Here is a 23280-nt window from a genome sequence, read left to right on the forward strand (position 1 = left end):
TCCCCACGGCACGGGCGTTCGGCGCCCGCCGGCGGGGCTTGGTGCTCGCTTTCCCCGGAACGGCGTCGGCGCACGGGGGACGAGCCGTTCTTCTTCTCCGTCGCGCTGCGCGCCGTCCATTGCGGCAGGCGTGTGCGCGGACGCGTACGCCCTGCCGGATGGTCCGCGTTCTCTCGCAGATCAGTGCATCGCCCGGACCGACCGTGTCCGCGCGATCCCGACCGCAGGAGAGCACATGGCAACCGCAGTTCACCCCGCGACCGACCGTCTGCAGCGCGTCGAGCAGGCGATCGAGGCCTTCCGTCGCGGGGCCTTCGTCATCGTCTTCGACGACGAGTCCCGCGAGAACGAAGGCGACCTCATGGTGGCCGCCGAGTACACCGATGAGGCCGCGATGGCCTACCTGCTCGACCACACCTCGGGGGTGGTCTGCGCGGCGCTGCCGTACCAGCGCTGCGCCGACCTCGACCTGCCGCAGATGGTCGACGACAACTCCGGGCTGCACGGCACCGCCTTCACCATGTCCGTGGACCTGATCGCCGGTGGTACCACGGGCATTCCCGCCGACGAGCGCGCCCGGACGCTGCAGGCGCTCGCCGACCCGGGCGCACGGGCGGAGGACTTCGCGCGCCCCGGTCACATCTTCCCGATCCGAGCCGCGCGCGGCGGGGTGCTGGAACGCGACGGCCACACCGAGGCCGCCGTGGACCTCTCACTGCTCGCCGGGCTGTCCGGGGTGACCACGATCTGCGAGGTCGTCCGGCCGGACTGGGCCATGGCCCGCCTCGGCGACCTGCGGGAGCTGGCCGAGCGCGAAGGGCTGCCCCTCATCTCGGTGGGCGACGTCGCCGCCTACCGCCGCGCGCACGCCTCCGCGCCGCAGCCGTCCTGAATCTGACAGATCGTCAGAAGCGCCACGAGAAAGCGATTCCACACGTGCACAGTTCCATCCGGACCAGGCGGCTCCGCTGGACGGCGAGCTTGAGCGCCCTCACCGTGCTCGGCGCCGCCGCCATGGCAGGCTGCGGCAGCAACGCGAGCTCCGCCGACCGCGCCGGCGGCCACGCCCTGACCGTCGGCCTCACTTACGTGCCCAACATCCAGTTCGCCCCCTTCTACGTCGCCGAGTCCCTCGGGTACTACAAGGACGTGGGCCTGAAGGTGAACCTCCACCACCACAGCTTCACCGACGCCGAATTCGGCGCGCTGGCCGCCGGCCAGGAGGACGTCGTCTTCGCCGGCGGCGACGAGATGCTCCAGGCGCGCTCCCAGTCCGTGCCGGTGGTGGACGTCGCCACCCTCTACAACCGGTACCCGGTGACCGTCATGGTGCGGGCCGACTCGCCGGTCAAGGCGGCCGCCGACCTCAAGGGCCACACCATCGGCACTCCGGGACCATACGGCGAGACGTACTTCGCGCTGCTCGCGCTGCTGCAGAGCGCCGGCCTGTCCACCTCCGACGTCCGGGTGCAGAACATCGGCTTCACCCAGCAGGCGGCCCTCACCGGCAACAAGGTCGATGCCGTCACCGGCTACCTCAACAACGACGCCGTCGAGTTCGCCCAGGCGGGAACAGCCGTCCGCACGATCCAGCCGACGGGGGCGGCAACCACGCTGCCGCTGGTCGCCGCCGGCCTCGGGGCTTCCCAGAAGACGGCCGAGAGTCGACAGGCCGACCTGAAATCCTTCATCGGGGCCACCCTCAAGGCCGTCCAGTACACCGTCGACCACCCCGAGGAAGCGGTGGACCTGAGCAAGAAGTTCGTCCCCGGGCTGGATGACCCCAAGAAGCGGTCCGACGCCCTGGCCGTGCTGAAGGCGACCGTTCCTCTCCTGCAGTCCTCCGGAACCCAGCCCGGGTACAACGATCCGGCCGCCTGGAAGCAGATGGAGGAGTTCATGCGCTCCCACGACCTGCTGTCCAAACCGGTCACCGTGGACCAGGCGTTCAGCAACTCCCTGCTGCCGTGATCGTCCCCCCGGGGCTGCCCCCAGCCCCGGGGAAGCCACCCGAGCGCGACAGGCCGTGACGCCACGCTCCTGACCTCACTAGACCGGCGCCCGAAATGTCGACCAGTCGGCATGTGCTTTGCGCGGCGACCCGCGCTTCGCGACGGCGGCGGGCCGTCACGGGGTGCCGGGTGGGCGAAGCGGTCATGGACGTAGGCCATCAGCCAGCCGGCCGACAACCTGCCCGCACCGCCCGTCGCCACCGTGCACCTGCCCCGCCGCATCCCGACCGGCTTCCACGGCAACTGGCTACCCGACGCCTGACCGACCCGCCCGGCCCCGGACCCACCCGACCGACTGGCCTACCAGGCCACGCCCAGGGCCTCCAACTGCTCGACCTGCTCGGCGCTGAGCTTCTCTCGGCGGCCCCAGGTGTTGCTAAGCCAGGCCCCCAACGCCAGCCCGGCTAAGGCGAGTTGTACAGCACTGCCCACCATGAGGCGGCGTTCCCAGGCCGATCAGGCGCGACCACCATGCGACCACCACCCCGCGGCATGCACAAAAAGGCGCTCCCATCATTCCGATGGAAGCGCCCTCCGACCCGCGTAAACGCTGGTCGGGACGACAGGATTCGAACCTGCGACTCCTTGGCCCCCAGCGTGGTTCACATAACTGCCGCTTCGGGGAGCACACCTCGAACTCGGAGAGCTGATGTGCGAGTCGGACACCAGGCCAGCGCAGTCACCGTCCGCCGCATCCTGCGCACCGCCGGACTCGGCCCCCCGCCACGCCGACACACGGCACGCCGGGAATGGACCGCCGCCGCCTCTACGTATATACGTATTTAAGTCTATATTTGCGTAAGGCACGAGTGCGGACTACGGTGGGAAACACCCCGGGAGACCGGGTGACCCGAGGCCCTGGCGGGCCTCAACTCCCCTTTCCCATCAGTACTTTGCAGGAGACAGCCATGCCCGACACACCCCGGCCCGAGGCCGAGCCCGAGTTCGATCTGATCGCCCACCTCGACGACGTCCTGGACGGCATCGGTCTGTCCCGCGACGACGCCGTGGCGGCCGTGGAGGTGACCGGCGAGGACCCGATCATGAAGTCGGTGGCCCGGCTCGGCGCCTCGATCGGCGTTCCGCTGCTCGCCGTCGGCACCGGTGTCGCCACCATCGCCAAGCAGCGTGGCGGCGAGAGCCAGACCCTCGCGCTGGACCTCAACAAGGCCGTGCACAGCCTGAGTCCGTTCATGACCGGCTGGACCAAGCTGAACGGGTACCTGCCCAACCTCGGCGAGGTCACCCTGACCGAGGGCGGCAGCGAGGTGATGATGGGCGAGCGGCTGATCAGCCCGCTGATGTTCGACATGTACCAGGCCCGCGGCGGCCGTTGGGTCGTCCCGACCTGCCCGTTCCCGCACCAGCGCGACGCCTTCCTGCAGTTGCTCGGCGTCCCGCACGACAAGGCCGCCGTCACTGCCGCGATCGCCGGGTGGGACGCCTTCGAGCTGGAGGAGGCGTGCGCCGAGAAGAACATCGCCCTCTGCGTCGTCCGCACCGAGGAGGAGTTCCGGGCCCACCCGCAGGGCCGGGCGGTGCTCACCGAGCCGCTGATCACGATTGAGAAGATCGCCGACTCCGACCCCGAGCCGTTCACCCTGGCCGACGTGCCACTGGCCGGCCTGCGGGTACTCCAGGACACCAAGGTGATCGCGGGCATGGTGGTCGGCCGGACCCTGGCCGAGCACGGCGCGGACGTGCTGCACGTCAACGGTCCGCACGAGTACGAGCAGGACATCAACTGGGCCGAGGTCGGCCTCGGCATGCGCTCGGCCCGGGTCGACATCAAGGAGCCGGCCGGCGCCGAGGTCTTCCGCCGACACCTCGGCGAGGCCGACGTGTTCATCGAGAACCGGCGCGGCTCGGCGATGGAACGGGCCGGCTTCGGGCCGAAGGACGCGGCCGCGCTACGCCCGGGTGTCGTCTACTGCTCGCTCAACGCGTACGGCCACACCGGCCCGTGGGCCGAGCGCGCGGGCTTCGACCAGGAGGGGCTGGCCTTCACCGGCTACATGGTCAAGGAAGGCAGCGAGGAGCAGCCGCAGTTCCCGCCGACCGGCATCCTGAACGACTTCATCATGGGGTACTTCGCCGCCGCCGGTGTCCTCGCCGCGCTGGTCCGGCGGGCCACCGAGGGCGGCAGCTACCACGTCAAGCTCTCGCTCGCCCGCACCTCGGCCTGGTACCCGACGCTGGGCCTGCTCGACAAGGAGTCGATCGACTTCGACGGTGCCCCGCACCGCCTGGCCGCCCCCGAGCTGATGACCGCCGACACACCGCTCGGCGAGCTGGTGCACCTGGCCCCGCCGGTGCAGTACTCCCGCACCCCCAGCAGCTACCCCGAGCCGGTGCTGATCCCGCGCGGCTCCAGCAAGCCCGAGTGGCTGCCCCGCTGACCGTCCCACCGACTTCGAAGGAGCGTCACCCGTGAACATCGCGGAGATCTTCCAGGGCCAGATGACCACCCCGCTGGGCGCGCCGGCCTTCCCGTTCGGGCCGTACCGCTTCACCGACCGCGAGTACCTGAACATCGTCTACCGCACCGACCCGGTGGCACTGCGCCGGCTGGTCCCCGAGCCCTTGGAGATCGCCGAGCCGCTGGTCCGGTTCGAGGTCATGAAGATGCCCGACACCACGGGCCTCGGCAGCTACACCGAGGCCGGCCAGGCGATCCCGGTGGTGCTGGACGGCGAGCACGGCGAGTACCTGCACGCGATGTACGTCGACAGCCCCGCGGCCATCGCGAGCGGGCGCGAGATCAGCGCGTACCCGAAGAAGGCGGGACGGCCGGCCCTGTACACCGACGCCGACACCCTGGTCGGCACGCTCGACTACGGCAGCCTGCGGGTCGCCACCGCCACCATGGGTTACAAGCAGCGCCCCCTGGACCACGAGCAGGCCGCGGCCGAGCTGACCGTCCCGACTTTCATGCTCAAGATGCTGCCCGGCTACGACGGGTACCCGCGGATCGCCGAGCTGGTCCGCACCCGGATCACGGACCTGACCGTCAAGGGTGCCTGGAGCGGCCCCGCCCGGCTCGACCTGGTCGCGCATGCCATCGCTCCGCTGGCCGATCTGCCGGTGCTCGAGGTCGTCTCGGCCAGCCACATCCTGACCGACCTCACGCTCTCCCCGGCGACCCTGGTCCACGACTACCTCGCCTGACCCTCCGGCCCCACGTCCTCCCCCTCCCTTCCTGCCACGAAAGGCACTGTCATGACCATCTCAGAGACTCGCTACTCCCGTGTCGCCGTTGTCGGCGCCGGCACGATCGGCGCCTCCTGGGCCGCGCTCTTCCTCGCCCACGGCCTGCACGTCACCGTGAGCGACCCGCGCCCGGACCTGGAGGAGTACGTCACCGGGCAGCTCACCGCGCTCACCCCGACGCTGGCCGCGCTCGGCCCGCCCACCGAGGCCCTGACCGCCCGGCTGGAGTTCGAGCCGGACGTCGAGAAGGCGGTCGCCGAGGCCGAGGTGGTCCAGGAGAGCGGCCCGGACGACCTGAACCTCAAGCAGGAGCTGTTCGCCCGGCTCGAGGCGGCCACCCGCCCGGGCACGCTGCTGCTCTCCTCCACCTCCGGCATCCGTGCCACCGACTTCACCGCCCGGATGGCCGACCCCGGCCGGGTCGCGGTCGGCCACCCGTTCAACCCGCCGCACCTGATCCCGCTGGTCGAGATCGTCCCCGGTGAGCACACCGAGGCCGCCACCCTGGAGGACGCCGCGGCGTTCTACCGTCAGGTCGGCAAGCAGCCGCTGATCCTGCGCCGGGAGATACCGGGCTTCGTCGCCAACCGCCTGCAGTCCGCGCTGTTCCGCGAAGCCGTCCACCTGGTCACCACCGGGGTCGTCAGCCTCGAGGACCTGGACACCATCGTCACCAGCTCGATCGGCCTGCGCTGGGCGGCCGGCGGCCCGTTCCTCACCTTCAACCTCGGCGGCGGCCCCGGCGGCTTCGAGCACTTCCTGAAGCACCTCGGCCCCGGCATGGAGATGCTGTGGCAGCTGCTCGGCAAGCCGTCGTTCGACGAGGCCACCATCGCCACCCTGAGCGCCCAGGAGCGCGAGGCATACGGCGACCGGACGTACGACCAGCTCGGCGCGGCCCGCGACCGCGACCAGCTGGCCCTGATGGCCGCCCTGCGCAACGCCAACTGAGCTACACAGAATCGGAGTTCAGTCATGTCTCTCGATAGCCGGCTGCGCGCCGCGCTCACTCCCGACAACACCCCGATCGATGTCCACGCCGAGCTCGCCGAGGTCCTGGCCGGCGTCGGCATGAACCCCGCGGACGCGGGCGGCACGGTGGCCTTCCGCGGCGCCGACCCGATCGTCCCGTCCACCCTGCGACTGGCTTCCGCCGCCGGCATCGGCCTGGCCGCCAAGTCGGTGGCCCTGGCCAAACTCTGGCGTGCCCGAGGCGGCGAGGGCCAGGACATCACCATGGACCTGCGCAAGGCCCCGCACCGGCTGTGCCCGTTCTACGACTTCACCTGGGAGAAGCTCAACGGCTTCCCGCCCGGCGTCCCCAGCGACCCGGACAACCCGATGGCCCTGTCCTTCTACCGGGCCGGCGACGGCCGCTGGGTGATGCCGCTGAACGCCTACCCGCGGCTCAAGCAGCGTGCGTTGGAGCTGCTGGACTGCGCCGACAACACCGCCGCCGTCACCCGGGCGGTCGCCGGCTGGAAGGCCGCCGATCTGGAGCAGGCGGGCGCCGAGGCCGGCGTGGTGATGCCGATGCTGCGCACCCTGGAGGAGTTCCTGACGGAGCCGCAGTACCGCGACTTCCTCGCCCATCAGCCGCTGGTCGAGGTCGAGAAGATCGCGGACAGTGCCCCGGAGCCGCTGCCCGAGAGCGCGGGCAACCCGCTGGACGGCATCCGGGCACTGGGCATGGGCCACGTCATCGCCGGTGCGGGCATCGGCCGCACGCTGGCGCTGCACGGCGCGGACGTGCTCAACCTGTGGAAGCCGTACGAGCACGAGAACGACATCCTCTACTACACCGCCAACGTCGGCGTGCGCTCCAGCCTGGTCGACCCGCACAGCCCGGCGGGCGCGCAGCAGGTGCGCGACCTGCTGCGGGACGCCGACATCTTCTACGCCAACCGCCGCCCCGGCCACCTGGAGACGATCGGGCTCTCCGCCGAGCAGGCCGCGGAGGTCCGACCCGGCGTCATCCACGCGTCCGTGTCGCTGTTCGGCACGGAAGGACCGTGGGCGGACCGGGTCGGATTCGACCAGAGCGCCGGCTGCGTCACCGGGATGATGTCCCTGGAAGGCACGGAGGACCGGCCCCAGCTGTCGCCGATCGCCGTGGTCAACGACTACCTGGTCTCCTGGCTCGCCACCGCCGGGATCGTGCAGGCGCTGCTGCGGCGGGCCACCGAGGGCGGCAGCTACCGCGTGCACGTCTCACTCACCAGGGTCGCGCTGTGGATCCTGTCACTGGGCACGTTCGACCAGGAGTACGCCCGGACGACAGCCGGCTCGGGCCGCGAGCACGCCTACCTGCCTCCCGACACCTTCACCGCCGAGACCTCCTGCGGCAGCTACCAGGGTGTCACCGACCAGGTGGAGATGAGCGCCACTCCGGGCGAGTACCGCACGGTGCTGGTGCCGCGCGGTTCCAGCAGGGCGGAATGGCTGCCCCGCGGCTGATGCCGAGGATGCGCGTGGGCGACCCGATGCCGGGTCGCCCACGCGCATCCTCGGCACTACCCGTCAGCGCGGCTACGGCTTCGGGCGGCTCTGCCAGCGTTCGACCGCGGCATGCAACACGGCGCCCAGCTCGGTACTGCGTCCGTCGACCTGCTCGTGCCGCCCTATGGCAAGGATCGCGGCGTCCACCGGCCCCTCGCCGCCGAGCGGCACCGCAACGGCCGAGACGTCCGGGTCGCCGAGCCCGTGGCTGAAGGCCACCCGGGTGCGCCGGATGTGCTCGATCCGGTCCAGGAACTCGGCCGTCTCCCGCGGATGCCGCTCACCCTCGGCCGCCAGGTGCGCGCGCAGGTCGCGCTCGTCGGCGAAGGCCAGGATCACCCATCCGGCGGTGGCGCAGAGCAGCGGGCTGGACCGGTATTCGGTGGCCCGGTAGGCCAGCCGCTGGATCGACCACGGTCCGGCGTGGCTGGTGTAGACGACGCTGTCGCCGACCCGGACCGCGACCAGGACGTCGGCACCGGTCCGGGCGGACAGCTCGTCCAGGTCGTCCTGCGTGACCTCGGCGGCCGGTCGGCGACCGGCGGCGAGGTTGAGCACGTAGGTGGCCGGCCCCAGCAGGAAGCGCTTGCCCTCCTCGGTCAGATATCCGACCGCCGCCAGCCCGTTGACCAAGCCCTGGATCGAGCTGACCGGCGCCTCCAGTCGGGCCGCCAGCTGACTGAGCGACAGACCCGTGGGCGCGTGGGCGACCGCGTCCAGGATGGCCGCGACGCGGTCCACCGTGCGGTGGTGCGGGCGGCGGGGAGCGGCGGCAGCCGCGGGCCGCGCGGACGGGTCGGGGGTGTTCGTCGGAGGCATGGGACCACCCTATACAGGCGGCTTATTACGTAAATAAGTATCTTGATTTTTATTTGCGTAATATGGGCTCGGTGGCCTACGGTGAGAGCGTCCTCAGGAAGAGGAGGAACGAAGGCCCGGACGACGCCTCCGGTTGCCGCATCCCGTTCCGCGCGAGGCATTCCGCGCCGCACCGCCCACCGGGCCCCGGGACGGCACCGTCCGTCCCCCGCCTCAACCGCCGCCGGTGCCGCAACCGCGCACCGACGCATCCGCCCCTTCAACCGATCCAGAGGTGTGCCATGTTGTCCCCTGACTCAGCCCCCGTCATCCGGGCGACCCTGCCGGTCGTCGGCGCGGCCCTGCCGGAGATCACGGCGCGGTTCTACGACACGATGTTCGCCGACCACCCCGAACTGCTGGACAACATGGAGATCTTCACCCGTCCGTACGTTCGGTAGTACGTGAACCCCGGCCGGGCGAGGGCCGTTCACCATGCCGGAAGCACCGCGCCGGGGATCTCACCGGACGGCGATTCGCCATGCCCTGATATCCGAACCGTCCGACCTCCGTTACACAAAGGTGGCGCCGAAATGAAGAAATCGCTCCCGAAGGATGTTGGGGGCGATCATCATCGGATAGTGTCCCTGCTCAGACGAAGCATTCGGCTCCGGAGCCGCAGTGCCGAATCGCAAATGATGGTCCGGGCATCTTCGTTCCGATGTGCCCGAATTCTCGCGAAAGGAGTCAGCCATGAAGATGGTCAAGGCGCTGGTCAAGGTGTTCAAGAAGGACGAGGACCTCGCTGCCCACGCGTGGATCCTGCACGTCATCTGACGCGCCACAGGGGCCGGTGGAGGTGGCTGTGACGCCACCTCCACCGGCCTCACAAAGTACCCTTTGACCTGCCATGATGTAACAGCCGAGACCGCGTCGGACTCGCCCCTCGGGCTGGGCTGCGGCGCAGGACGGCAGCCCTTCCCGTGCCATACCCGGAGTCCTTCGCCGCCGCACGGAACGCATTTGTCGCCATTCCAGTGGAGGCGTGATTCCCATGGAAAAAACGGCCCCGGCAGTAGCGCACGGCCATTCCGTCGTCTACGCCCCCAGGATTCAGGAGCTACTCGCCCGAGAAGACAAGGTATTTCGGATCGACCCGAGGACGGTCGGCATTTCCGACAGCCATTTGATGGCCGAGATCGTCGCCGCGCGTCCCGTTGTGGCAGCCGAGCGATCCGTATACAAGCCTGCCGCCGGCGCGGAGATCCCCCACGACAGCGCGACCCGGACGATCCGCGCGCTCGGGCAGGACGTCATGGCGGGCATCCAGGCTCCGCCGCCCCCCGCGCGCGGGCTGTCCGGCGCCTGGCCCTACGCGGCCACCTCCTACCTGCGCCGGTGGCTCTTCTCGTCCGATCCCCTGCCGGTCTCCCTGCTGTCGAAGCGCGGCATCACCCGCTCCGACACGCTCTCCCGGCTCACCGACCGCGCCGTCACCGTCTGGCCGGGCTCCGACGCCAACGGCAAGGGCACCGCGCTGGCCGAGCAGATCCGCGACGCCTCCCGCGGCCAGGACAGGCAGCAGGCCATCGCCCTGTACCGCCGGGCCACGGCCACCCTCTGCGACGGCGTGGCCGGACTGACCTCCAACGCCCTGTGGCTCATGGGGCCGGCCGCCCGGGATCGGGAGGCGGACCGCGCCGACCTCACCGCGATCCTCTGGGAGACGCTGCGGTTGCTCCCACCGGCGTGGATGCTGTTCCGCAACACCGGAGAGGCGTACACCGAGTTGCACCCCGAGATCCGTCCCGAGGACCGCGTCGCGCTCTTCCCGCTGCTGATGCACCGCCACCCGGACTACTGGTCCGGCCCGTTGGAGTTCCAGCCCGAGCGGTGGATCGGGGTGGCGGACCCGGAGGGGACGCCCGCGTTCATGCCGTTCGGGTTCGAGGGCGCTCGCTGCTGGGCCAAGCACCTGGTCGTGCCGCTCGCCGAGAGGCTGCTGACCGTTGCCCTCGACAACCGACTCGTCATCCGCAGCCCGCAGCAGGACGCGCAGGTCCCGCTGCGCTCCCTGCTCTCCGTGCGCTTCGAGGCGGAAGCCGGGGCATGACCCGGCACCCCGCCCCCTTTCGCGCCGGGCGGACGCTGCCGGCCGCCAGCACCGAACACCCTGACACCACGGGACACACCATGGAATCGCCCACGCTGGCCGACTGGGTCGGCGACGTCAAGGGCTTCGCCGAGCACCAGTGGCAGCGCGAACCCGCGATCTTCACACCGGAGGCCGCCGCCTCACCGCTGGACCTCGACGAGTTGGACGCAGCCTTCGACTCGGGGCTGCTGCGCACCCCTTATCTGGAAATGGTCCGCTCCGACAAGGTCACCATCCCACCCGAGGCCTACACCACGTCACGCGTGGTCAACGGCATCACCCACCACGGCTTCGCCGACCGCGCGAAGGTCGTCGCACTGCTGCGCACCGGGGCCACGCTGCTGCTGCGCTGCGTCAACCAGTGGCACCGCCCGACGGGCGATCTGGTGGCGCGGCTGTCCGAGGAGCTGGACCGGCGCGTGGAGGCGTTCTTCTTCGTCACGCCCGCCGGTGGCCAGGGCCTCGCAACGCACCGCGACGACGCCGACGTGTTCGTCCTCCAGGCCGCCGGACGCAAGACCTGGTACGTCCACGACGCGCCTGCGGTGGCTGACTGGCAGTTGGGAGAACTCGCGGACGACGAGCACTCCCCGCGGCGCCTGCACGGCGTCCTCGATCCCGGCAGCGTGCTCTACATCCCGCGCGGCTTCGCGCACCGCGCGGTGGGCGCCGCCGGGCTGTCCGCGCACCTGTCGCTTACGGTCCGCGACATCTGCCTGCAGGACCTGCGCACGGCCCTGGAGCAGTGCCTGACCGGAGAGCTGGACCTCCCGGCGCGCCCGCTGGGCGAGGCCGCGATCGCCGACGCCTGCACCGCGCTGCTCGGCCATGTCCGGGCGAGGCTTGACACCGTCACCCCGACGGAGGTGCGACTCGCCGCGCGGGCCGCACAGGCCCGGCAGCGGGCCACCGCGGCGCCTGCGGAGACGTTCGGCGAGGCGGCCCGGACCTGGGAGGCGGACGGCGCCGGGCGCGCCGGGCTGGCGTCCGTCGGCCGCACCTGGCGCAAGCTGCGCGGCGCGCACTGACGCAGGGCGGGCGTGCCCGTCCTGCGCGGAACCGGGAGGACGGGCAGCTCGGCGAGACGCGCTACACCGCGGGCGGGGCAGTGATCGCCAGGGGCTGGTCCTGGTCAGCGCGCAGTCGGCGCTCCAGGTACAGCTCCACGAACACCGCAACCTTGGCGCGCAGTGCCCAGGGATCGAAGGGCTTGACGATGAAGTCGACGGCGCCCACGGAGTAGCCGCGCATCGAGTAGTCGGCATCAGCGCCGATCGCGGTGAGGAAGAGGATCGGTATGTTGCGGGTCTTGGTGCGGCGCTTGATGTGGGCGGCGGTCTCGTAGCCGTCCATCCCCGGCATCCGGACATCCAGGATGATGACTGCGAAGTCGTCGTGCTGGAGCAGTTCCTTGAGGGCGTCCTTGCCGGAGGTGACGGCTACCAGCTCCTGGTCCGGTACTTGTAGGACGCTCTTGAGAGCGAGCAGGTTGGCGGGCTGGTCGTCGACCAGCAGGACCTTCGGCCGGATCCCGGGGGCAGGAGGTGGCGAACGCTCTCAACCGCGGTGAAGAGCTGCTCGCCGGGATCGAGGCCGCGCTGGACCTCGACGAGGGCGAGCTGGCGCTCCAGCAGTTCGCACCGCTCCTCGGCCAGCTCGGCCCGGGCCTGGGCCTCCGTCAGCTGGGTCCGGAGTCGGGTGACCTCGGCGGCCAGCCGATTGCGCTCGGCCAGGATCGTAGCCTCATCGGTGTCGCCGGGGCTGAGCGGCTGAAGGCTCAGGCGCACCTCCAGGTCGGCGATCCGCTCGTTGCGTTGGACCAAGGCCTCGTCCAGTACGTCCTTGCGGGCCACGGAGCGACGCGCCTCCCGGTCGGCGTCGGCCAGCTGCTGCTGGAGCTGGGCGACCGCCTTCGACATCGACGCGGACGTGCGCTGGGCGGCGCTGTGCAGTGCGCGCAGGAGGTTCACCGCCTCCGGCGTGACCGCCAGACCGCTCCGCCCGGCCGGCGCCGGTCACACCGGCGGCCCCGGCCGCCGGTGCGGCCGCCGCCGACGGGATCGAGGCGGTGCTGGCCGAGCACGGGATCCCGGGCGCCGGCCTCGCCTGGATCGAGGACGGGCGGACCGTCGCGGTGCGCGCCTTCGGCTCGGTCGACGCGGCGGGCTCCGAACCGGTCACCCCGGAGACGGCCTTCCTGGCCGGCTCGATCAGCAAGCACGTGACCACGGTGGCGGCGCTGCGGCTGGCCTCCGACGGGCTGCTCGACCTGGACCGGGACGTCAACGGCTACCTGTCCGAGTGGCGGATGCCCACCGAGCCCGGCCACCCCGCCGCGGCCCGGATGCTGCTGTCGAACCTGGACGGCTTCGCCGACCGTCCGCAGCTGTCCGACGGCTACCACCGGCACGGCGTGGTGCCGAGCCTGCTCGACGTGCTCCACGGCCGGTCTCCGGCCCGGACGCCCGCGGCCCGTTACGAGCGGCGCGGGATCCGGGCGGTCTGTGACAGCGACACGCAGATGACGGAGGTGGCGGCCCACACCAGGGGGACTGTCCACGGGCTCCACCACATGAGCGCCAGCGAGAGGGCCGCGGCCGCCAGCAGCGCGACGGTGACCGGCAGCACAACGTCGCGCCGGTACCGCCTCAGCTGCTCGCCGAGGACCTCTTCGACGATCTCGGCGACGATCTCGGCGACCCGGTCGTCGATGGTGTCCCCGTAGTGCACGAGGAACTGCTCGATGTCGTCGGTCCTGCCGGCCGGGCAGGGGCGGCCGGCGGCGCTCGAGTGTCGATCGGTCATGTCCCCACGATGTCGCACCGGGCGGCGCCGGGTCGGCAGCGTGAACCCACCGGCCGGACGGGGGGTAAACCCTACCCACGCTGATGGGTTCTCCTCGCTGCTGACGGGTGGTCGGGTTGGGTACCGTCCCCTTGTCGGATCGAGGCGCGGACGGTGACCTGGTCGCCGCCCGCACTGCCCACGAGAGCGGGTCTGAAGCAGTTGACCGAGTACATCGCCGGCCGTGCCACCGGCAGAGCCCGGACGGACGCCCGGCCACCCCGCGAGGTGGTGCCGGGCAATCCGCTGCGCGCGCTGGCCTCCCCCGTGCTGTGGCGGGCGTCGATCCACCTGGTACTTGACGGTCTGGTGGCGCTGGCGGGACTGGCCGTGCTGGTCGTGCTGGTCGTCGCCGTCTGCCTGGCGCCGGCCGGCCTGGTGGGCCTGCCGGTCACGGTGGCGGCGGGGTGGGCGCTGTTCCGGCTGGCCGCCGTCGAGCGCGCCCGGTTCGCCGTGACCTGCGGGCTGGAGCTCGACGAGCTGCCGGCGCCGGTCTGGTCGTGGCGGTTGGCCAAGTCGCTGCAGTCGCTCGTCCACAACCTCTGCACCTGGCGGCTGATCGGCTACTTCGTACTGCTGATGCCGGTGGCGGTGGTGACCGTGGTCGGGGTGGCGCTGATCTGGGCCGTGCCGCTGACCCTGGTGCTGCTTCCGGTCTACTACCGGGGCCTGCGCGGCGGGCAGGCCCAGCTCGGGCCGTTCCTGGTGGATTCCCTGCCCCGGGCGCTGCTGGTCGCGGCGGTGGCGCTGCTGGTCGGCGCGGTCCTCTCCCCACTGATCGTCAAACTCCTGCTGGCGCTGGACACCGCGCTGGCCGTCGCACTGCTCTCCCGGCCCCGCGGCATGGAACTGGAGCAGCGGGTCAACGATCTGACGCAGAGTCGAGCCAGGGTGGTGGACGCCGCCGAGGCGGAGCGCAAACGGATCGAGCGGGACCTGCACGACGGTGCCCAGCAACGGCTGGTGGCGATGTCGATCACCCTGGGCCGGGCCAGCTCGCGGTTGAAGAAGTCCGGTGACCACGAGACCAACAAGCTGGTCGAGGACGTCCGGCGGGAAACCCTCAGCACCATCGCCGAGTTGCGCAACCTGGCCCGTGGCCTGCACCCGCCGGTGCTGACCGACCGCGGCCTGGAGGCGTCGCTCTCCGCCGTCGCCGCGCTGGCTCCGGTGCCGGTGCGCCTTGACGTCCTGGTGGAGCCGCGCCCCTCCTCCGCCATCGAGGCGGTCGCCTACTTCACGGTGACCGAGGCGCTCACCAATGTGGCCAAACATGCTCATGCGACCCGCGCTTGGGTGGAGATCCGGCGGGAGGGCGCCCGATTGGACGTTAGGGTTGGCGATGACGGGCGTGGCGGAGCCGACCTCGCGGCCGGCACGGGTCTGACCGGTCTGGCGGACCGGGTGTCCGGGGTGGACGGGCGGTTCCGGTTCAGCAGTCCGGTGGGTGGACCGACCGTGATCGAGGTGGAACTGCCATGCGGGTAGTGCTGGCCGAGGACTCCGCGCTGCTGCGCCAGGGCATCGAACTGCTGCTCAGCGAACAGGGGATCGAGGTGGTCGCCGCGGTCGGCGACGGGGAGCAACTCCTGCGCGCGGTGGCCGAACACCGGCCGGACGCCTGTGTGACCGACGTCCGGATGCCGCCCACCTTCCTGGACGAGGGCCTGCGCGCCGCACTGGCGGTACGCGCCCGCTGGCCGGAGACCGGCGTCCTGGTGCTCTCCCACTACGTCGAGGAGCGCTACGCCATCGACCTGGTCAGAACCAATGACAACGGGGTCGGTTACCTGCTCAAGGACCGGGTATCGGACGCCGATGAGTTCGTGGACGCACTGCGCCGGGTCGCCGCGGGCGAGACGGTCCTCGACCCGGAGGTGGTCAAGCAGTTGCTGGCCGGCAGCCGGCAGCGGGATCCGCTGTCCACCCTGACGCCGCGCGAGCGGGAGGTCCTCACGGCCATGGCGGAGGGCCGTTCCAACGCCGGGATCGCGGCCGATCTGGTGATCGGCACGGCGGCGGTGGAGAAGTACATCCGCAGCATCTTCGTGAAATTCGATCTGCAGCAGGAGGCGGGAGACCACCGCCGCGTGCTCGCCGTTCTGCGCTACCTGGGAGCTTGAGATCAGCACCACACCGTGGAAGCGCCGCGGATGCCTCCTCATAGGGCTGGTCGTCCTCGTCACGGTCGTCGCCGTGGCCGGTTGGGGTGTGGTCGCCTTGCTTCCGGCGTACCGCCCGTACAGCGGCAACTGGCAGCAGGACGCGGCCGGCGCCAGCCAGGTGACGGTCCAGGCCGACGGACTCGGCGTGACGCTCAGGCAGGACGGCTCCTCGCAGGTCACGGTGGCCATGAGCGGCAGCTACAAGGGCCATGTCCCGCAGGTCTCCGTCACCCGGTCCGGGTCGGACGTCACGGTCACCGCCGGCTGCTCCAATGACTGCTCGGGGCACCTGCAGATCACGGTGCCGGCCGGCCTGGCCGCGCAGGTGCGCACCGGGGACGCCGGCATCCAGGCGAAGGGCCTGACCGGCCGGCTGGATCTGACCACCGGGCTGGGCGGGGTCGAGGTGGACCAGTCGTCCGGCCCGCTGACCGTGCGGAGCACGGGCGGCGCGGTGACCCTCGCCGACAGCAGCGCCCCGAACGCCGAGGTGATCACCACCGACGGCGCGGTCAGCGCCTCCTTCACGGCGGCACCCGCCTCCCTGAAGGTCACCACGGGCTACGGCGGGGTCGACCTCAAGGTGCCTCACGACGCCACCTACCACGTCGACGCGCAGACCTCCCAGTCGTCGCCGAGCGTCTCGCTGCCGAACACCGCTACGGACGCGCCGCACGGCGTGGTGGTGAAGACCACGGGCGGCGGCATCATGGTCCACTGAGCACGCCCGTGCCGCGAACGACGGTGGCGCCCCCGGGCGAGCATGCCGGGGGCGCCGACACACTCGAAGAGCACCACGTCGGTGGTCGGCACCCCGCGGTACTCCGCGGCCGTCCGGTCCAGCATCCCGGGGATCACCCCGAGCGAGGACCAGCGGTCGTAGGGCGACTCGACGGCCGGGTCGATCAGGATGTCGGCACCCAGCCGCTCGGCCAGCGCCCGCCGCTTGGGCGAGAAGTCGACCGCGACGACCCGGCCGTGGCCGCGCGCCTTGAGCACCGCGACGACGCCCAGGCCGATCGGGCCGAGGCCGAGCACCACGGCGACCGAACCCGGACCGGGCTCGCCCCGCCGGACCGCCCGGGCGGCGACCGAGAACGGCTCGCCGAAGCCGCCCGCAAATGCCGGGGTGCAGCCGACGATCCCACCGCCCCGCGGGCCGAAGCCGATCGGCGGGCCGCAGACGGTGCTCCCGACCGGCAGGGCCCGCACGGTGTCCGGGCCGTAGTCGACGATCTCGGCGGCGAACTCGTGACCGAGCACCAGGCCGTTCCGGATGTCGTGCGGGGTGCCGCCGGTGCGGCGCATGATGTCACTGAACGCTTCGGGGTCGCCGAGGGCGTGCAGGTCGGAGCCGCAGCTCCCGCAGGCCAGCGTGCGCACCAGCAGCTGCCCGGACTGTGGCACCGGATCGGGGACTTCTTCGACGACGAGCACCCCCGCTCGGGTGATGGCGGCACGCACGGCCCGCTCTCCTCTCTGCGGTCTCCCGCGGTCGGGCGGCCTCGGCCGTCCTCTCGATCAGCAGGGCGACGAGTGAGTCGATGGTGGGGTAGTCCCAGGCCAGGGTCGGCTCGACCTCGATGCCCAACTCGCCCTCCACGTCGCCGCACAGGGCGAGGGCGTAGACCGACTCCAGGCCGTACTCGACCAGCTTGACGTCGGGCTTGATCTGCTCGGCCGGGATCTCCAGGTAGTAGGCGACCCGTTCGGTCAGCCACTGGGCGAGCTGCTGGACCTCGGGGGCCGGTTCCATGGACGTGGTCATGAGGGTTTCCTTCCGAAACGGGGTGTCGGGGGGTGGATCACGGATGCCGGGGTGAGTCCAGCGAGGAGGCGAAGTCGGCCAGTGCGGCGGTGACTTCGGCCGGTCGCTCCTGCTGGGTCCGGTGCCCGCAGCCGGGCAGGATCATCGTCCTGCGCAACTGCCGTGCCCACTGGCGCAGTTCGGCGTCCAGTCGGGCGTGGTCGGTGCCCTGGACGACAAGGCCCTGGGAACCAGGACCGAGACACTCGCACACCACGGCCTGCGGATCACTCTCAACACACGATTCGGGGAACAGCAGCATGAACACCCACGCACGACGGGCCAACCTCATGGCCGCGGCCGCCGCCGCACTGGCGGCGATCACCCTCACCCTCGTCACGCCCGCCATCGCATCCGGAGTCAGCGCCGCCGCGCAGCCGCGGGCCGCTGCCGCCACGGCCGACACCACCGGCACCACCACCCCGCCCGACAACAACAGCCGGGACTGACAGGGGGTTATCCCTACCCCGGTTCGGTGGGCTGGCCACGTGTCCGGCCCGGCCGAACTGCTGTTGGCTGGGGGGCAGATGGTCGGTGCGGGGCGGCGCAGGTGCGCCGCCCCGCAGCGCCACCGCGAACCACCGGTGAAGGCCACCGGCCTTCCGGAGAACGAGGAGTGGAACGATCAATACCTCAAGCCGCACCGCCCGACGGTGCACCATGACGACCGGCGACGGCGCGGTCGACCTCGCGGTGCCCTCGAGCACCGGCTACCGGATCGACGCCCACAGCAGCAGCTCCGCGCCGCAGATCGACCTGCCGAACTCCGACGGCGCGTCGGCCTCCCTCACCGTGGCCGCCTCCAACGGCGGCATCCACATCCACTGAGCGGGCACCACCGCCCCACGCCGACGACCAAGGTTGGAGAAGAACCATGCGCCACCCCTCCTCACCCCTGCGCGCCCCGTTCGGCAAGGCCGGCATCTGGGCCCTTGCGGGCGCCTCGGTCGCGGCCGCGGCCACCGCCTGGTGGGTGACCGACTCCGCGCCGTACCCCTACGCGCAGCACCGACTGCTCGACCTGCCACTGCCGTTCCTGTCCTGGGAGCGGCTGGCCGAGCAGCTCCAGCCGCTGCCGGGCGAGCGGATGCTGGAGATCGGTCCCGGCACCGGGCTGCAGTCGCTCCAGGTGGCGCCCCGGCTCGGCGCCGACGGCCGGCTGGACATCGTCGACATCCAGCAGGAGATGCTCGACCACGTGATGCGCCGGGCCGCCGGATCCGGCCTCGACACCATCGTCCCCACCCTGGCCGACGCGCGCGAACTCCCCTTCGACGACGCCACGTTCGACGCCGCCTACCTGGTCACCGCGCTGGGCGAGATCCCGGACGTCCCCGCCGCCCTGAGCGAGCTGCGCCGGGTCCTCAAGCCGACCGGTCGCCTGGTCGTCGGCGAGTTCTTCGACCGCCACCAGATCCGCCCGGCGACCCTGGCCCGGCACGCCAACGCCGTCGGCCTGCACGTCATCCGGCAGTCCGGACCGGCCCTGGCCTACTTCGCGCTGCTGCGGCCGTGCACCTCGGGCTCCGACGGCCGGCCGCACGCCGGTGCCGCGGACCGGTGTGCGGCCACCATCGACTCCTGATCGGGACTGGAGGACCGTCGTGAACAATCCCGGCATCCGGCGCGCGGCCGAGAGCGAGTGGGGCCTGCTCTACCGCCGGGCGCGCGCCCGGCTGCGGGCCAGGGGCGCCGCCGCACTGACCCTCACCGTGGTCTCCAGCTGCCTGGTGCTGCTGTTCGCGGCGGTCGACGAGTTCCCGAGCGGGGCGGCCTTCGTCTCCCGGATAGGCGTGGTCCGGGCCACCGAGCCGTGGGACGTCGCGCTGCTGCGCTTCCCGGTCTCGATATTCGTGCCGGCCATCCATCTGCCCTGCTGGACCGCCGTGTTCCTGGTGGTCCTCGCCTTCGGGACCGCCGAGCTGACCCTCGGCCCGTGGCGCACGCTCGCCGTCGGGTACACCTGCTCGCTGGTGGGCACCTGCTACGCGCGCTTCGGGGTGTCCCGGCCGCCCGGCCACCTGCTCCACCTGCCCGCCGCATTCGCCCAGGTCCGGGACACCGGGCCGTCGGCGGCCGTGGCCGGGCTGGGCCTGCTGGTCGCCTGGCGGTTCGGGGCGCGCTGGACCGCGCTGGGCGTGGTGCTGCTGACGGCCGCGACCACGGCGGTGGACCCGGAGTTGGCGGGTTACGAACACATGGCCGCGCTGGTGACCGCCGCCTTGCTGCTGCTCGCGGACGGGGTCGCCCGCAGGCCGGCCGCCCGCGGTGCGCACGGCTCCGCCGCCGTGGCACCCCGGCCGCGGTGACCTGACCGGCGACCGGGGCGGCGACGCTCACGCCCGGCCGGCCGGCTCGCCCCGACCGCGCAGGCACCACTCGAGCACCGCCATGGCGCTGTGCAGCTTGTGACCGGCCTGCCAGAACGCGATGCTGGACGGGCCGTCGAGCACAACGGCGGTGACCTCCTCGCCGCGGTGGGCGGGCAGGTCGTGCATGAAGACCGCCGCCGGGTAGCGGGCCATCAGCTCGGCGTTGACCTGGAAGGGCGCGAAGACCAGGTGCTCCACGTTGTGCAACCCCGACAGTCGGCAGCTGCGCGCCGGGCCCTCCGCTCGTGCCGGCGGCCTCTCGCCTGGGCTGCAAGCTCCCAACAGCCGAGCCGCTGGATCAGGTTGGCCTACCCACCGCCCGCACACCGTGATCATCCTCGCGGCGTGTCGCCGGGAGCGTGTCCCGACCATTCGATCTTGCCATGCTCCGCGCCCTGCCCCGCATGCTCTGCTGGCACACCCCACCGCCCAGCAACCCTGGACGAGCCATCACCACTTGGTTCGAGGAGGAGTAGCCGCGCCCTCACGGTCCATTCACGGACGCACGGCACGCCGCATGCCGACGTGCGGCGGGCAGCCGTAATAAGAACCCCGCACGGCCCGGCTGACGCTCCCCCACGAGCGCAACCGGGCCCTGGCCGGGCAGGCCGGTCCGGCATGCACACTTCCCCACGGAGCAGCCTCGGATCCCGGCTGTTGCCACACCGGCAGAGCGCAGCGTACATGCCACACCCACAGTCAGCTACCGCAGGTACGAAAAACTCTCGGCGCCTGCGTCACCATGCGGACAACACACTCGCAGCGGCTCCGGGCCTTCCACGGGAGCTTTCGCGGGTTACCTCGGCGATGTCCGATCGGAGTCACAGCTGCCCGGGCTGCGCAGGCCGAGGTGCAACGATGGCATGAGAACTCACAGCAGGATCGAGGCGTCATCATGACGGTCCTCACACTGCTGGACACCTACGACGCCGGGCGCCGCCCCGTGGCGCTGGCCACCAGCGCCCGGGCCTCGGCGCGGTCCGTCGAGCACAAGCACCCCGGCTACGACGTCGGCGCGGTCGGCCCGGGCGGTGGCCGGCAGCCCGGCATGCTGGCGGTGGTGCTGGGCTACCGCTATGCCTCCAGCGCGGTGCCGGTTGTGCAGGCTGGCGGTCCGGCCGGGGAGGGCGCCGTGCCGCTCGACTTCCGGCCCGTCGCAGTGCCCGGGGGACGCGCGCCGCACCTGTGGTTCACCCGGGCCGGGGCCCGGATGTCCACCCTGGACCTCTACGAGGACACGTCGGTGCTGCTCAGCGGCCCCGAGGACGGCGCCTGGCACGCGGCGGGGGAACGGGTCGGCCAGCGACTGGGCGTCCCGCTCAGCTGCCTGCGGGTGGGCCACGGCGCCGAGCACGACCTGGCGCCAGAGCCCGGTGCCGACGGGGAGGGCCTGCACGGCGTGGCGGCCGACGGCGCAGTGCTGGTGCGACCGGACGGCTTCGTGGCCTGGCGTTCCGGGACGGCTGTACCCGAGCCCGCGCCGTTGTGGCGGACGTGCTGAGCCGGAGGCTCAGCCGGCACTGAGCGTCTGCCTGCGGGCCGGCACAGCTCCGCGGGTCCGCGGGCAGGCGCTGGGGAGCCAGGCGGTGGACGGCCCGCCTGGCGCCCGACAGCCGACGCCCGTCATGGGGCGACCCGGCAGCAGCCGACCATACCGCCAGGCCGCCGCAACGGTGGCCCTCTGCTGGCGGACCCCACCAAGCAGCGGGTCAGCGCGGGCGGCGGAGCAGCTCAGCCGTCTCGGCGCGCCGGTTCCAGGCGATGACGGCCAGCGGCGCCATGAAGATGAACGGGGTCCCGGCGTTCTCGCCGTGCATCGCCGTGAGCTGGGTGACGAACGCGAACGCCAGGAAGATGATCAGCGCCGTCGCGGCCGGCCCGGCCAGTCGGCGGACCAGCAGGCCGACCGCTCCGGCCAGCTCCACCAGTCCGGTCAGGTACATGAACCAGTGGCCCACACCGATGGCGTCGAAGACGGTCGTGGCGGCGGGAAGCGCGAGCAGCTTGGGCAGGGCGCTGGCCAAGGCGAAGAATAGCGCGAGCAGGATCCGCAGCGTCCAGACCACCCGGCCCAGGGCCTTGCCGGACTTCGCGGCGGTGGCGGTGGTCGTGGCGGCGGTGACGGTACTGGACATTTCAGGTCTCCCTGGTCGGCTGTCGTTGGTTTCTCAGGTTTGACCGCCGCCACCGCCTGAACTCATCGGTCCTGGGAGAAGAAGTTTTTCGGCAGCTCCCTCCTCCAGCACCAGCAGCTCGCCGACGGTCTGCCGCCCGTGGATCAGCCCGGCCCGATCGCCCTGGACCGTGACCTCGGGGATCAGCGCACATCGCTCGCCTCTGCATGCGCCGCGCCGACGGGCTCGGGGGTTTCCTCCACGAGTACCAAAGTGCAGTCTGAGCAGGGTGGACAACCTTTTCGCCGAGGGCAGCGCCGGCTGGCCACAGAGCCCGGCAGTACGCCGATGGCGCCCTACCAGCACGCCCGCGACAAGGACGAACTGCTTGTACTGCTGGTGGACGACTACGCGGCGCGGCGCCTGCGCCGGCCCGAACAGCTGCCCGCTCAGCCCCGCGAGCGGATCACCGTCGCCGCGGACGCCATCCACGCGATACTGGCGGCCTGCCCCTGGATCGTCGTGGTACTGACCGCTGACGACCTGCTGTCCGAGACCGCCACGGGGATCGCCGCCGGCTCAGGGCACGGCAACGGGGGCTTGTCGGCGTGCGCGGGCGTCGGATGCCTTGGCCGTTGCGTAGAGGGAGACGGCCAGGGCGATGGCGAGGGCTGCGCCGGCGGTGAAGACGCCGGCTGAGGAGGCGACCTGCGGGCTGCGGGCCTCGGTGCGGGCCGAGCCGCTGAGGAAGGGTATGACCACGAGTACGGCAAGGCCGAGGGCGACCTCGCACCAGACGACCCTTCGGGAAGTGTCGCAGTGTCAGGCGCAGGAGTGAGGTGGTGTCGGCGGTGCGGCGGGCCTGCGCGATGCGGGGCATCAGCCAGAGCTGGTTGACGGCGCCGGCCGTGATCAGGCCCAGGACCAGTATGACCTTCACCAGCAGGGCCAGGCCGTAACCGGTCGTCCAGAGCTGGTCGATTGCGCCGACGTGCCGCCAGCTCATCCATACGCCGCAAGCGCACCCGAATCACCACCCGTCGGGCATCGAGCGCCACGTCGACGACCGTCCGCTCGTGATAGCTGTGCACCCGCACCGCCTCGGCCCCGCATCTCGGGCACGCCACCGGGCCGTAGGGTGTTCGCGCTCGCACACGGATCAGGGCACCCTCGTCTTCGACAAGGTCGACCAGAAGCGGCGACAACCCCGAAAACACCATGCCTACAAGCTCATTGACATCTCGCACGGGCTGTCAACGAATCCTGTCACCCTTCGTTGCCACCGAATGTGCGCCAGAGCCGAA

25 protein-coding genes and 6 pseudogenes are annotated in these 23280 nt (G+C 71.5%); 20 read left to right on the plus strand and 11 right to left on the minus strand.

The features are described 5' to 3' along the window. Window positions 1-235 precede the first annotated feature (235 nt). From ribB to E6W39_RS11545, 3 genes and pseudogenes are all read left to right on the plus strand, one after another. On the plus strand, window positions 236-892 hold the full coding sequence (gene ribB, locus E6W39_RS11535) for a 3,4-dihydroxy-2-butanone-4-phosphate synthase (protein ID WP_141633467.1): 657 nt from the start codon (window positions 236-238) through the stop codon (window positions 890-892). Between the two features lie 89 nt (window positions 893-981). Beyond that, window positions 982-1971: an ABC transporter substrate-binding protein gene (locus E6W39_RS11540; RefSeq protein ID WP_228718098.1), complete on the plus strand. Its 990-nt coding sequence runs from the start codon at window positions 982-984 to the stop codon at window positions 1969-1971. A gap of 210 nt (window positions 1972-2181) precedes the next feature. Next, window positions 2182-2274 (plus strand): annotated as a pseudogene (locus tag E6W39_RS11545) (carotenoid oxygenase family protein); the annotation flags it as partial. A gap of 38 nt (window positions 2275-2312) precedes the next feature. On the opposite strand, the gene E6W39_RS42895 reads toward E6W39_RS11545, so the two are convergent. Continuing rightward, window positions 2313-2447, minus strand: coding sequence for a hypothetical protein (locus E6W39_RS42895; RefSeq protein ID WP_267286691.1), 135 nt, complete (start codon window positions 2445-2447; stop codon window positions 2313-2315). 473 nt (window positions 2448-2920) lie between these two features. Here E6W39_RS42895 and E6W39_RS11550 point away from each other — a divergent pair, with 473 nt between their 5' ends. Genes E6W39_RS11550 through E6W39_RS11565 form a run of 4 tightly spaced genes read left to right on the plus strand, consistent with a single transcriptional unit; the run spans window position 2921 to window position 7679 of the window. After that, window positions 2921-4411: a CoA transferase gene (locus tag E6W39_RS11550; protein WP_181799214.1), complete on the plus strand. Its 1491-nt coding sequence runs from the start codon at window positions 2921-2923 to the stop codon at window positions 4409-4411. A 31-nt stretch (window positions 4412-4442) separates the two neighbouring features. Then, complete coding sequence (locus tag E6W39_RS11555; protein WP_141633469.1) at window positions 4443-5180, plus strand: acetoacetate decarboxylase; 738 nt, start codon at window positions 4443-4445, stop codon at window positions 5178-5180. Window positions 5181-5231: 51 nt separating this feature from the next. Next, a complete protein-coding gene (locus tag E6W39_RS11560) occupies window positions 5232-6173 on the plus strand; it encodes a 3-hydroxyacyl-CoA dehydrogenase NAD-binding domain-containing protein (protein ID WP_141633470.1) in 942 nt (313 codons plus the stop codon). A gap of 24 nt (window positions 6174-6197) precedes the next feature. Then, window positions 6198-7679, plus strand: coding sequence for a CoA transferase (locus E6W39_RS11565; RefSeq protein ID WP_141633471.1), 1482 nt, complete (start codon window positions 6198-6200; stop codon window positions 7677-7679). Between the two features lie 72 nt (window positions 7680-7751). On the opposite strand, the gene E6W39_RS11570 is transcribed toward E6W39_RS11565, so the two are convergent. Further along, window positions 7752-8540, minus strand: a complete 789-nt coding sequence (locus E6W39_RS11570) for an IclR family transcriptional regulator (RefSeq protein ID WP_141633472.1) — start codon at window positions 8538-8540, stop codon at window positions 7752-7754. 281 nt (window positions 8541-8821) lie between these two features. On the opposite strand from E6W39_RS11570, the gene E6W39_RS11575 reads away from it, so the two are divergent. From E6W39_RS11575 to E6W39_RS11585, 3 genes are all read left to right on the plus strand, one after another. Continuing rightward, a complete protein-coding gene (locus E6W39_RS11575) occupies window positions 8822-8980 on the plus strand; it encodes a globin family protein (RefSeq protein WP_407658379.1) in 159 nt (52 codons plus the stop codon). Between the two features lie 728 nt (window positions 8981-9708). Next, window positions 9709-10632, plus strand: a complete 924-nt coding sequence (locus E6W39_RS11580) for a cytochrome P450 (protein ID WP_181799215.1) — start codon at window positions 9709-9711, stop codon at window positions 10630-10632. Window positions 10633-10712: 80 nt separating this feature from the next. Continuing rightward, window positions 10713-11702: a JmjC domain-containing protein gene (locus E6W39_RS11585; RefSeq protein ID WP_181799216.1), complete on the plus strand. Its 990-nt coding sequence runs from the start codon at window positions 10713-10715 to the stop codon at window positions 11700-11702. Between the two features lie 61 nt (window positions 11703-11763). Here E6W39_RS11585 and E6W39_RS41390 read toward each other — a convergent pair whose 3' ends face one another. After that, window positions 11764-12204 (minus strand): response regulator, encoded by a 441-nt coding sequence (locus E6W39_RS41390; protein WP_228718651.1) that lies wholly within the window; start codon window positions 12202-12204, stop codon window positions 11764-11766. Then, window positions 12114-12644, minus strand: coding sequence for a hypothetical protein (locus E6W39_RS41395; RefSeq protein WP_228718099.1), 531 nt, complete (start codon window positions 12642-12644; stop codon window positions 12114-12116). Before E6W39_RS41395 ends, E6W39_RS41390 begins: the two co-directional genes overlap by 91 nt. Before the next feature lie 98 nt (window positions 12645-12742). Between E6W39_RS41395 and E6W39_RS11595 the strand changes: the two genes are divergently transcribed. The 4 genes and pseudogenes from E6W39_RS11595 to E6W39_RS42900 form a co-directional block, all read left to right on the plus strand. Then, window positions 12743-13399: a serine hydrolase domain-containing protein gene (locus E6W39_RS11595; protein ID WP_181799217.1), complete on the plus strand. Its 657-nt coding sequence runs from the start codon at window positions 12743-12745 to the stop codon at window positions 13397-13399. A gap of 233 nt (window positions 13400-13632) precedes the next feature. Further along, window positions 13633-15006 (plus strand): sensor histidine kinase, encoded by a 1374-nt coding sequence (locus E6W39_RS11600; RefSeq protein WP_220140200.1) that lies wholly within the window; start codon window positions 13633-13635, stop codon window positions 15004-15006. Then, window positions 14997-15641, plus strand: a complete 645-nt coding sequence (locus E6W39_RS11605; RefSeq protein ID WP_141633476.1) for a response regulator transcription factor — start codon at window positions 14997-14999, stop codon at window positions 15639-15641. Before E6W39_RS11600 ends, E6W39_RS11605 begins: the two co-directional genes overlap by 10 nt. Before the next feature lie 229 nt (window positions 15642-15870). Continuing rightward, a pseudogene (locus tag E6W39_RS42900) lies at window positions 15871-16272 on the plus strand (hypothetical protein); the annotation flags it as partial. 11 nt (window positions 16273-16283) lie between these two features. On the opposite strand, the gene E6W39_RS11615 reads toward E6W39_RS42900, so the two are convergent. Genes E6W39_RS11615 through E6W39_RS44095 form a run of 3 tightly spaced genes read right to left on the minus strand, consistent with a single transcriptional unit; the run spans window position 16284 to window position 17704 of the window. Then, the gene (locus E6W39_RS11615; protein WP_181799218.1) at window positions 16284-17090 is read right to left on the minus strand and encodes a zinc-binding dehydrogenase; all 807 of its coding nucleotides are present in this window, start codon (window positions 17088-17090) and stop codon (window positions 16284-16286) included. Further along, complete coding sequence (locus E6W39_RS11620; protein ID WP_141633479.1) at window positions 16996-17451, minus strand: acyl carrier protein; 456 nt, start codon at window positions 17449-17451, stop codon at window positions 16996-16998. The genes E6W39_RS11615 and E6W39_RS11620 overlap by 95 nt, the downstream gene beginning before the upstream one ends. 37 nt (window positions 17452-17488) lie before the next feature. After that, window positions 17489-17704, minus strand: a complete 216-nt coding sequence (locus E6W39_RS44095; protein WP_220140201.1) for an alpha/beta fold hydrolase — start codon at window positions 17702-17704, stop codon at window positions 17489-17491. 46 nt (window positions 17705-17750) lie between these two features. Between E6W39_RS44095 and E6W39_RS11630 the strand changes: the two genes are divergently transcribed. From E6W39_RS11630 to E6W39_RS11640, 4 genes are all read left to right on the plus strand, one after another. Beyond that, complete coding sequence (locus tag E6W39_RS11630; protein WP_141633480.1) at window positions 17751-17939, plus strand: hypothetical protein; 189 nt, start codon at window positions 17751-17753, stop codon at window positions 17937-17939. A 211-nt stretch (window positions 17940-18150) separates the two neighbouring features. Continuing rightward, entirely contained in the window at window positions 18151-18318 is a 168-nt protein-coding gene (locus E6W39_RS39270; RefSeq protein WP_181799220.1) for a hypothetical protein, read from the plus strand. Between the two features lie 46 nt (window positions 18319-18364). Next, complete coding sequence (locus E6W39_RS11635; RefSeq protein ID WP_141633481.1) at window positions 18365-19075, plus strand: class I SAM-dependent methyltransferase; 711 nt, start codon at window positions 18365-18367, stop codon at window positions 19073-19075. A gap of 19 nt (window positions 19076-19094) precedes the next feature. Beyond that, window positions 19095-19799, plus strand: coding sequence for a hypothetical protein (locus E6W39_RS11640; protein WP_141633482.1), 705 nt, complete (start codon window positions 19095-19097; stop codon window positions 19797-19799). Between the two features lie 27 nt (window positions 19800-19826). On the opposite strand, the pseudogene E6W39_RS41410 reads toward E6W39_RS11640, so the two are convergent. Then, a pseudogene (locus E6W39_RS41410) lies at window positions 19827-20048 on the minus strand (ornithine carbamoyltransferase); the annotation flags it as partial. Between the two features lie 709 nt (window positions 20049-20757). On the opposite strand from E6W39_RS41410, the gene E6W39_RS11650 reads away from it, so the two are divergent. Further along, complete coding sequence (locus E6W39_RS11650; RefSeq protein WP_141633483.1) at window positions 20758-21363, plus strand: aromatic-ring hydroxylase C-terminal domain-containing protein; 606 nt, start codon at window positions 20758-20760, stop codon at window positions 21361-21363. Window positions 21364-21571: 208 nt separating this feature from the next. Here the strand turns inward: E6W39_RS11650 and E6W39_RS11655 are convergent, their stop codons facing one another. After that, the gene (locus E6W39_RS11655) at window positions 21572-21997 is read right to left on the minus strand and encodes a DoxX family protein (RefSeq protein ID WP_141633484.1); all 426 of its coding nucleotides are present in this window, start codon (window positions 21995-21997) and stop codon (window positions 21572-21574) included. 252 nt (window positions 21998-22249) lie between these two features. On the opposite strand from E6W39_RS11655, the pseudogene E6W39_RS11660 reads away from it, so the two are divergent. Continuing rightward, window positions 22250-22537, plus strand: a pseudogene (locus E6W39_RS11660) (hypothetical protein); the annotation flags it as partial. Here E6W39_RS11660 and E6W39_RS44100 read toward each other — a convergent pair. Together E6W39_RS44100 and E6W39_RS44105 are read right to left on the minus strand one after the other, a co-directional pair. Further along, window positions 22443-22985 (minus strand): annotated as a pseudogene (locus tag E6W39_RS44100) (CopD family protein); the annotation flags it as partial. The pseudogenes E6W39_RS11660 and E6W39_RS44100 sit on opposite strands and share 95 nt — an antisense overlap. Window positions 22986-22995: 10 nt before the next feature. Continuing rightward, a pseudogene (locus tag E6W39_RS44105) lies at window positions 22996-23196 on the minus strand (transposase family protein); the annotation flags it as partial. Window positions 23197-23280: the final 84 nt, after the last annotated feature.

Source organism: Kitasatospora acidiphila, assembly GCF_006636205.1.
Lineage (GTDB): Bacteria > Actinomycetota > Actinomycetes > Streptomycetales > Streptomycetaceae > Kitasatospora > Kitasatospora acidiphila.

Excerpts from the sequence above, each read along its gene's own strand:
- ribB (WP_141633467.1), top strand. The coding sequence starts at position 236 with ATGGCAACCGCAGTTCACCCCGCGACCGACCGTCTGCAGCGCGTCGAG.
- E6W39_RS42895 (WP_267286691.1), bottom strand. The coding sequence starts at position 2,447 with ATGGTGGGCAGTGCTGTACAACTCGCCTTAGCCGGGCTGGCGTTGGGG.
- E6W39_RS11550 (WP_181799214.1), top strand. The coding sequence starts at position 2,921 with ATGCCCGACACACCCCGGCCCGAGGCCGAGCCCGAGTTCGATCTGATC.
- E6W39_RS11560 (WP_141633470.1), top strand. The coding sequence starts at position 5,232 with ATGACCATCTCAGAGACTCGCTACTCCCGTGTCGCCGTTGTCGGCGCC.
- E6W39_RS11565 (WP_141633471.1), top strand. The coding sequence starts at position 6,198 with ATGTCTCTCGATAGCCGGCTGCGCGCCGCGCTCACTCCCGACAACACC.
- E6W39_RS11570 (WP_141633472.1), bottom strand. The coding sequence starts at position 8,540 with ATGCCTCCGACGAACACCCCCGACCCGTCCGCGCGGCCCGCGGCTGCC.
- E6W39_RS11575 (WP_407658379.1), top strand. The coding sequence starts at position 8,822 with ATGTTGTCCCCTGACTCAGCCCCCGTCATCCGGGCGACCCTGCCGGTC.
- E6W39_RS11580 (WP_181799215.1), top strand. The coding sequence starts at position 9,709 with ATGGCCGAGATCGTCGCCGCGCGTCCCGTTGTGGCAGCCGAGCGATCC.
- E6W39_RS11585 (WP_181799216.1), top strand. The coding sequence starts at position 10,713 with ATGGAATCGCCCACGCTGGCCGACTGGGTCGGCGACGTCAAGGGCTTC.
- E6W39_RS11605 (WP_141633476.1), top strand. The coding sequence starts at position 14,997 with ATGCGGGTAGTGCTGGCCGAGGACTCCGCGCTGCTGCGCCAGGGCATC.
- E6W39_RS11620 (WP_141633479.1), bottom strand. The coding sequence starts at position 17,451 with ATGACCACGTCCATGGAACCGGCCCCCGAGGTCCAGCAGCTCGCCCAG.
- E6W39_RS11630 (WP_141633480.1), top strand. The coding sequence starts at position 17,751 with ATGAACACCCACGCACGACGGGCCAACCTCATGGCCGCGGCCGCCGCC.
- E6W39_RS39270 (WP_181799220.1), top strand. The coding sequence starts at position 18,151 with ATGACGACCGGCGACGGCGCGGTCGACCTCGCGGTGCCCTCGAGCACC.
- E6W39_RS11635 (WP_141633481.1), top strand. The coding sequence starts at position 18,365 with ATGCGCCACCCCTCCTCACCCCTGCGCGCCCCGTTCGGCAAGGCCGGC.
- E6W39_RS11650 (WP_141633483.1), top strand. The coding sequence starts at position 20,758 with ATGACGGTCCTCACACTGCTGGACACCTACGACGCCGGGCGCCGCCCC.
- E6W39_RS11655 (WP_141633484.1), bottom strand. The coding sequence starts at position 21,997 with ATGTCCAGTACCGTCACCGCCGCCACGACCACCGCCACCGCCGCGAAG.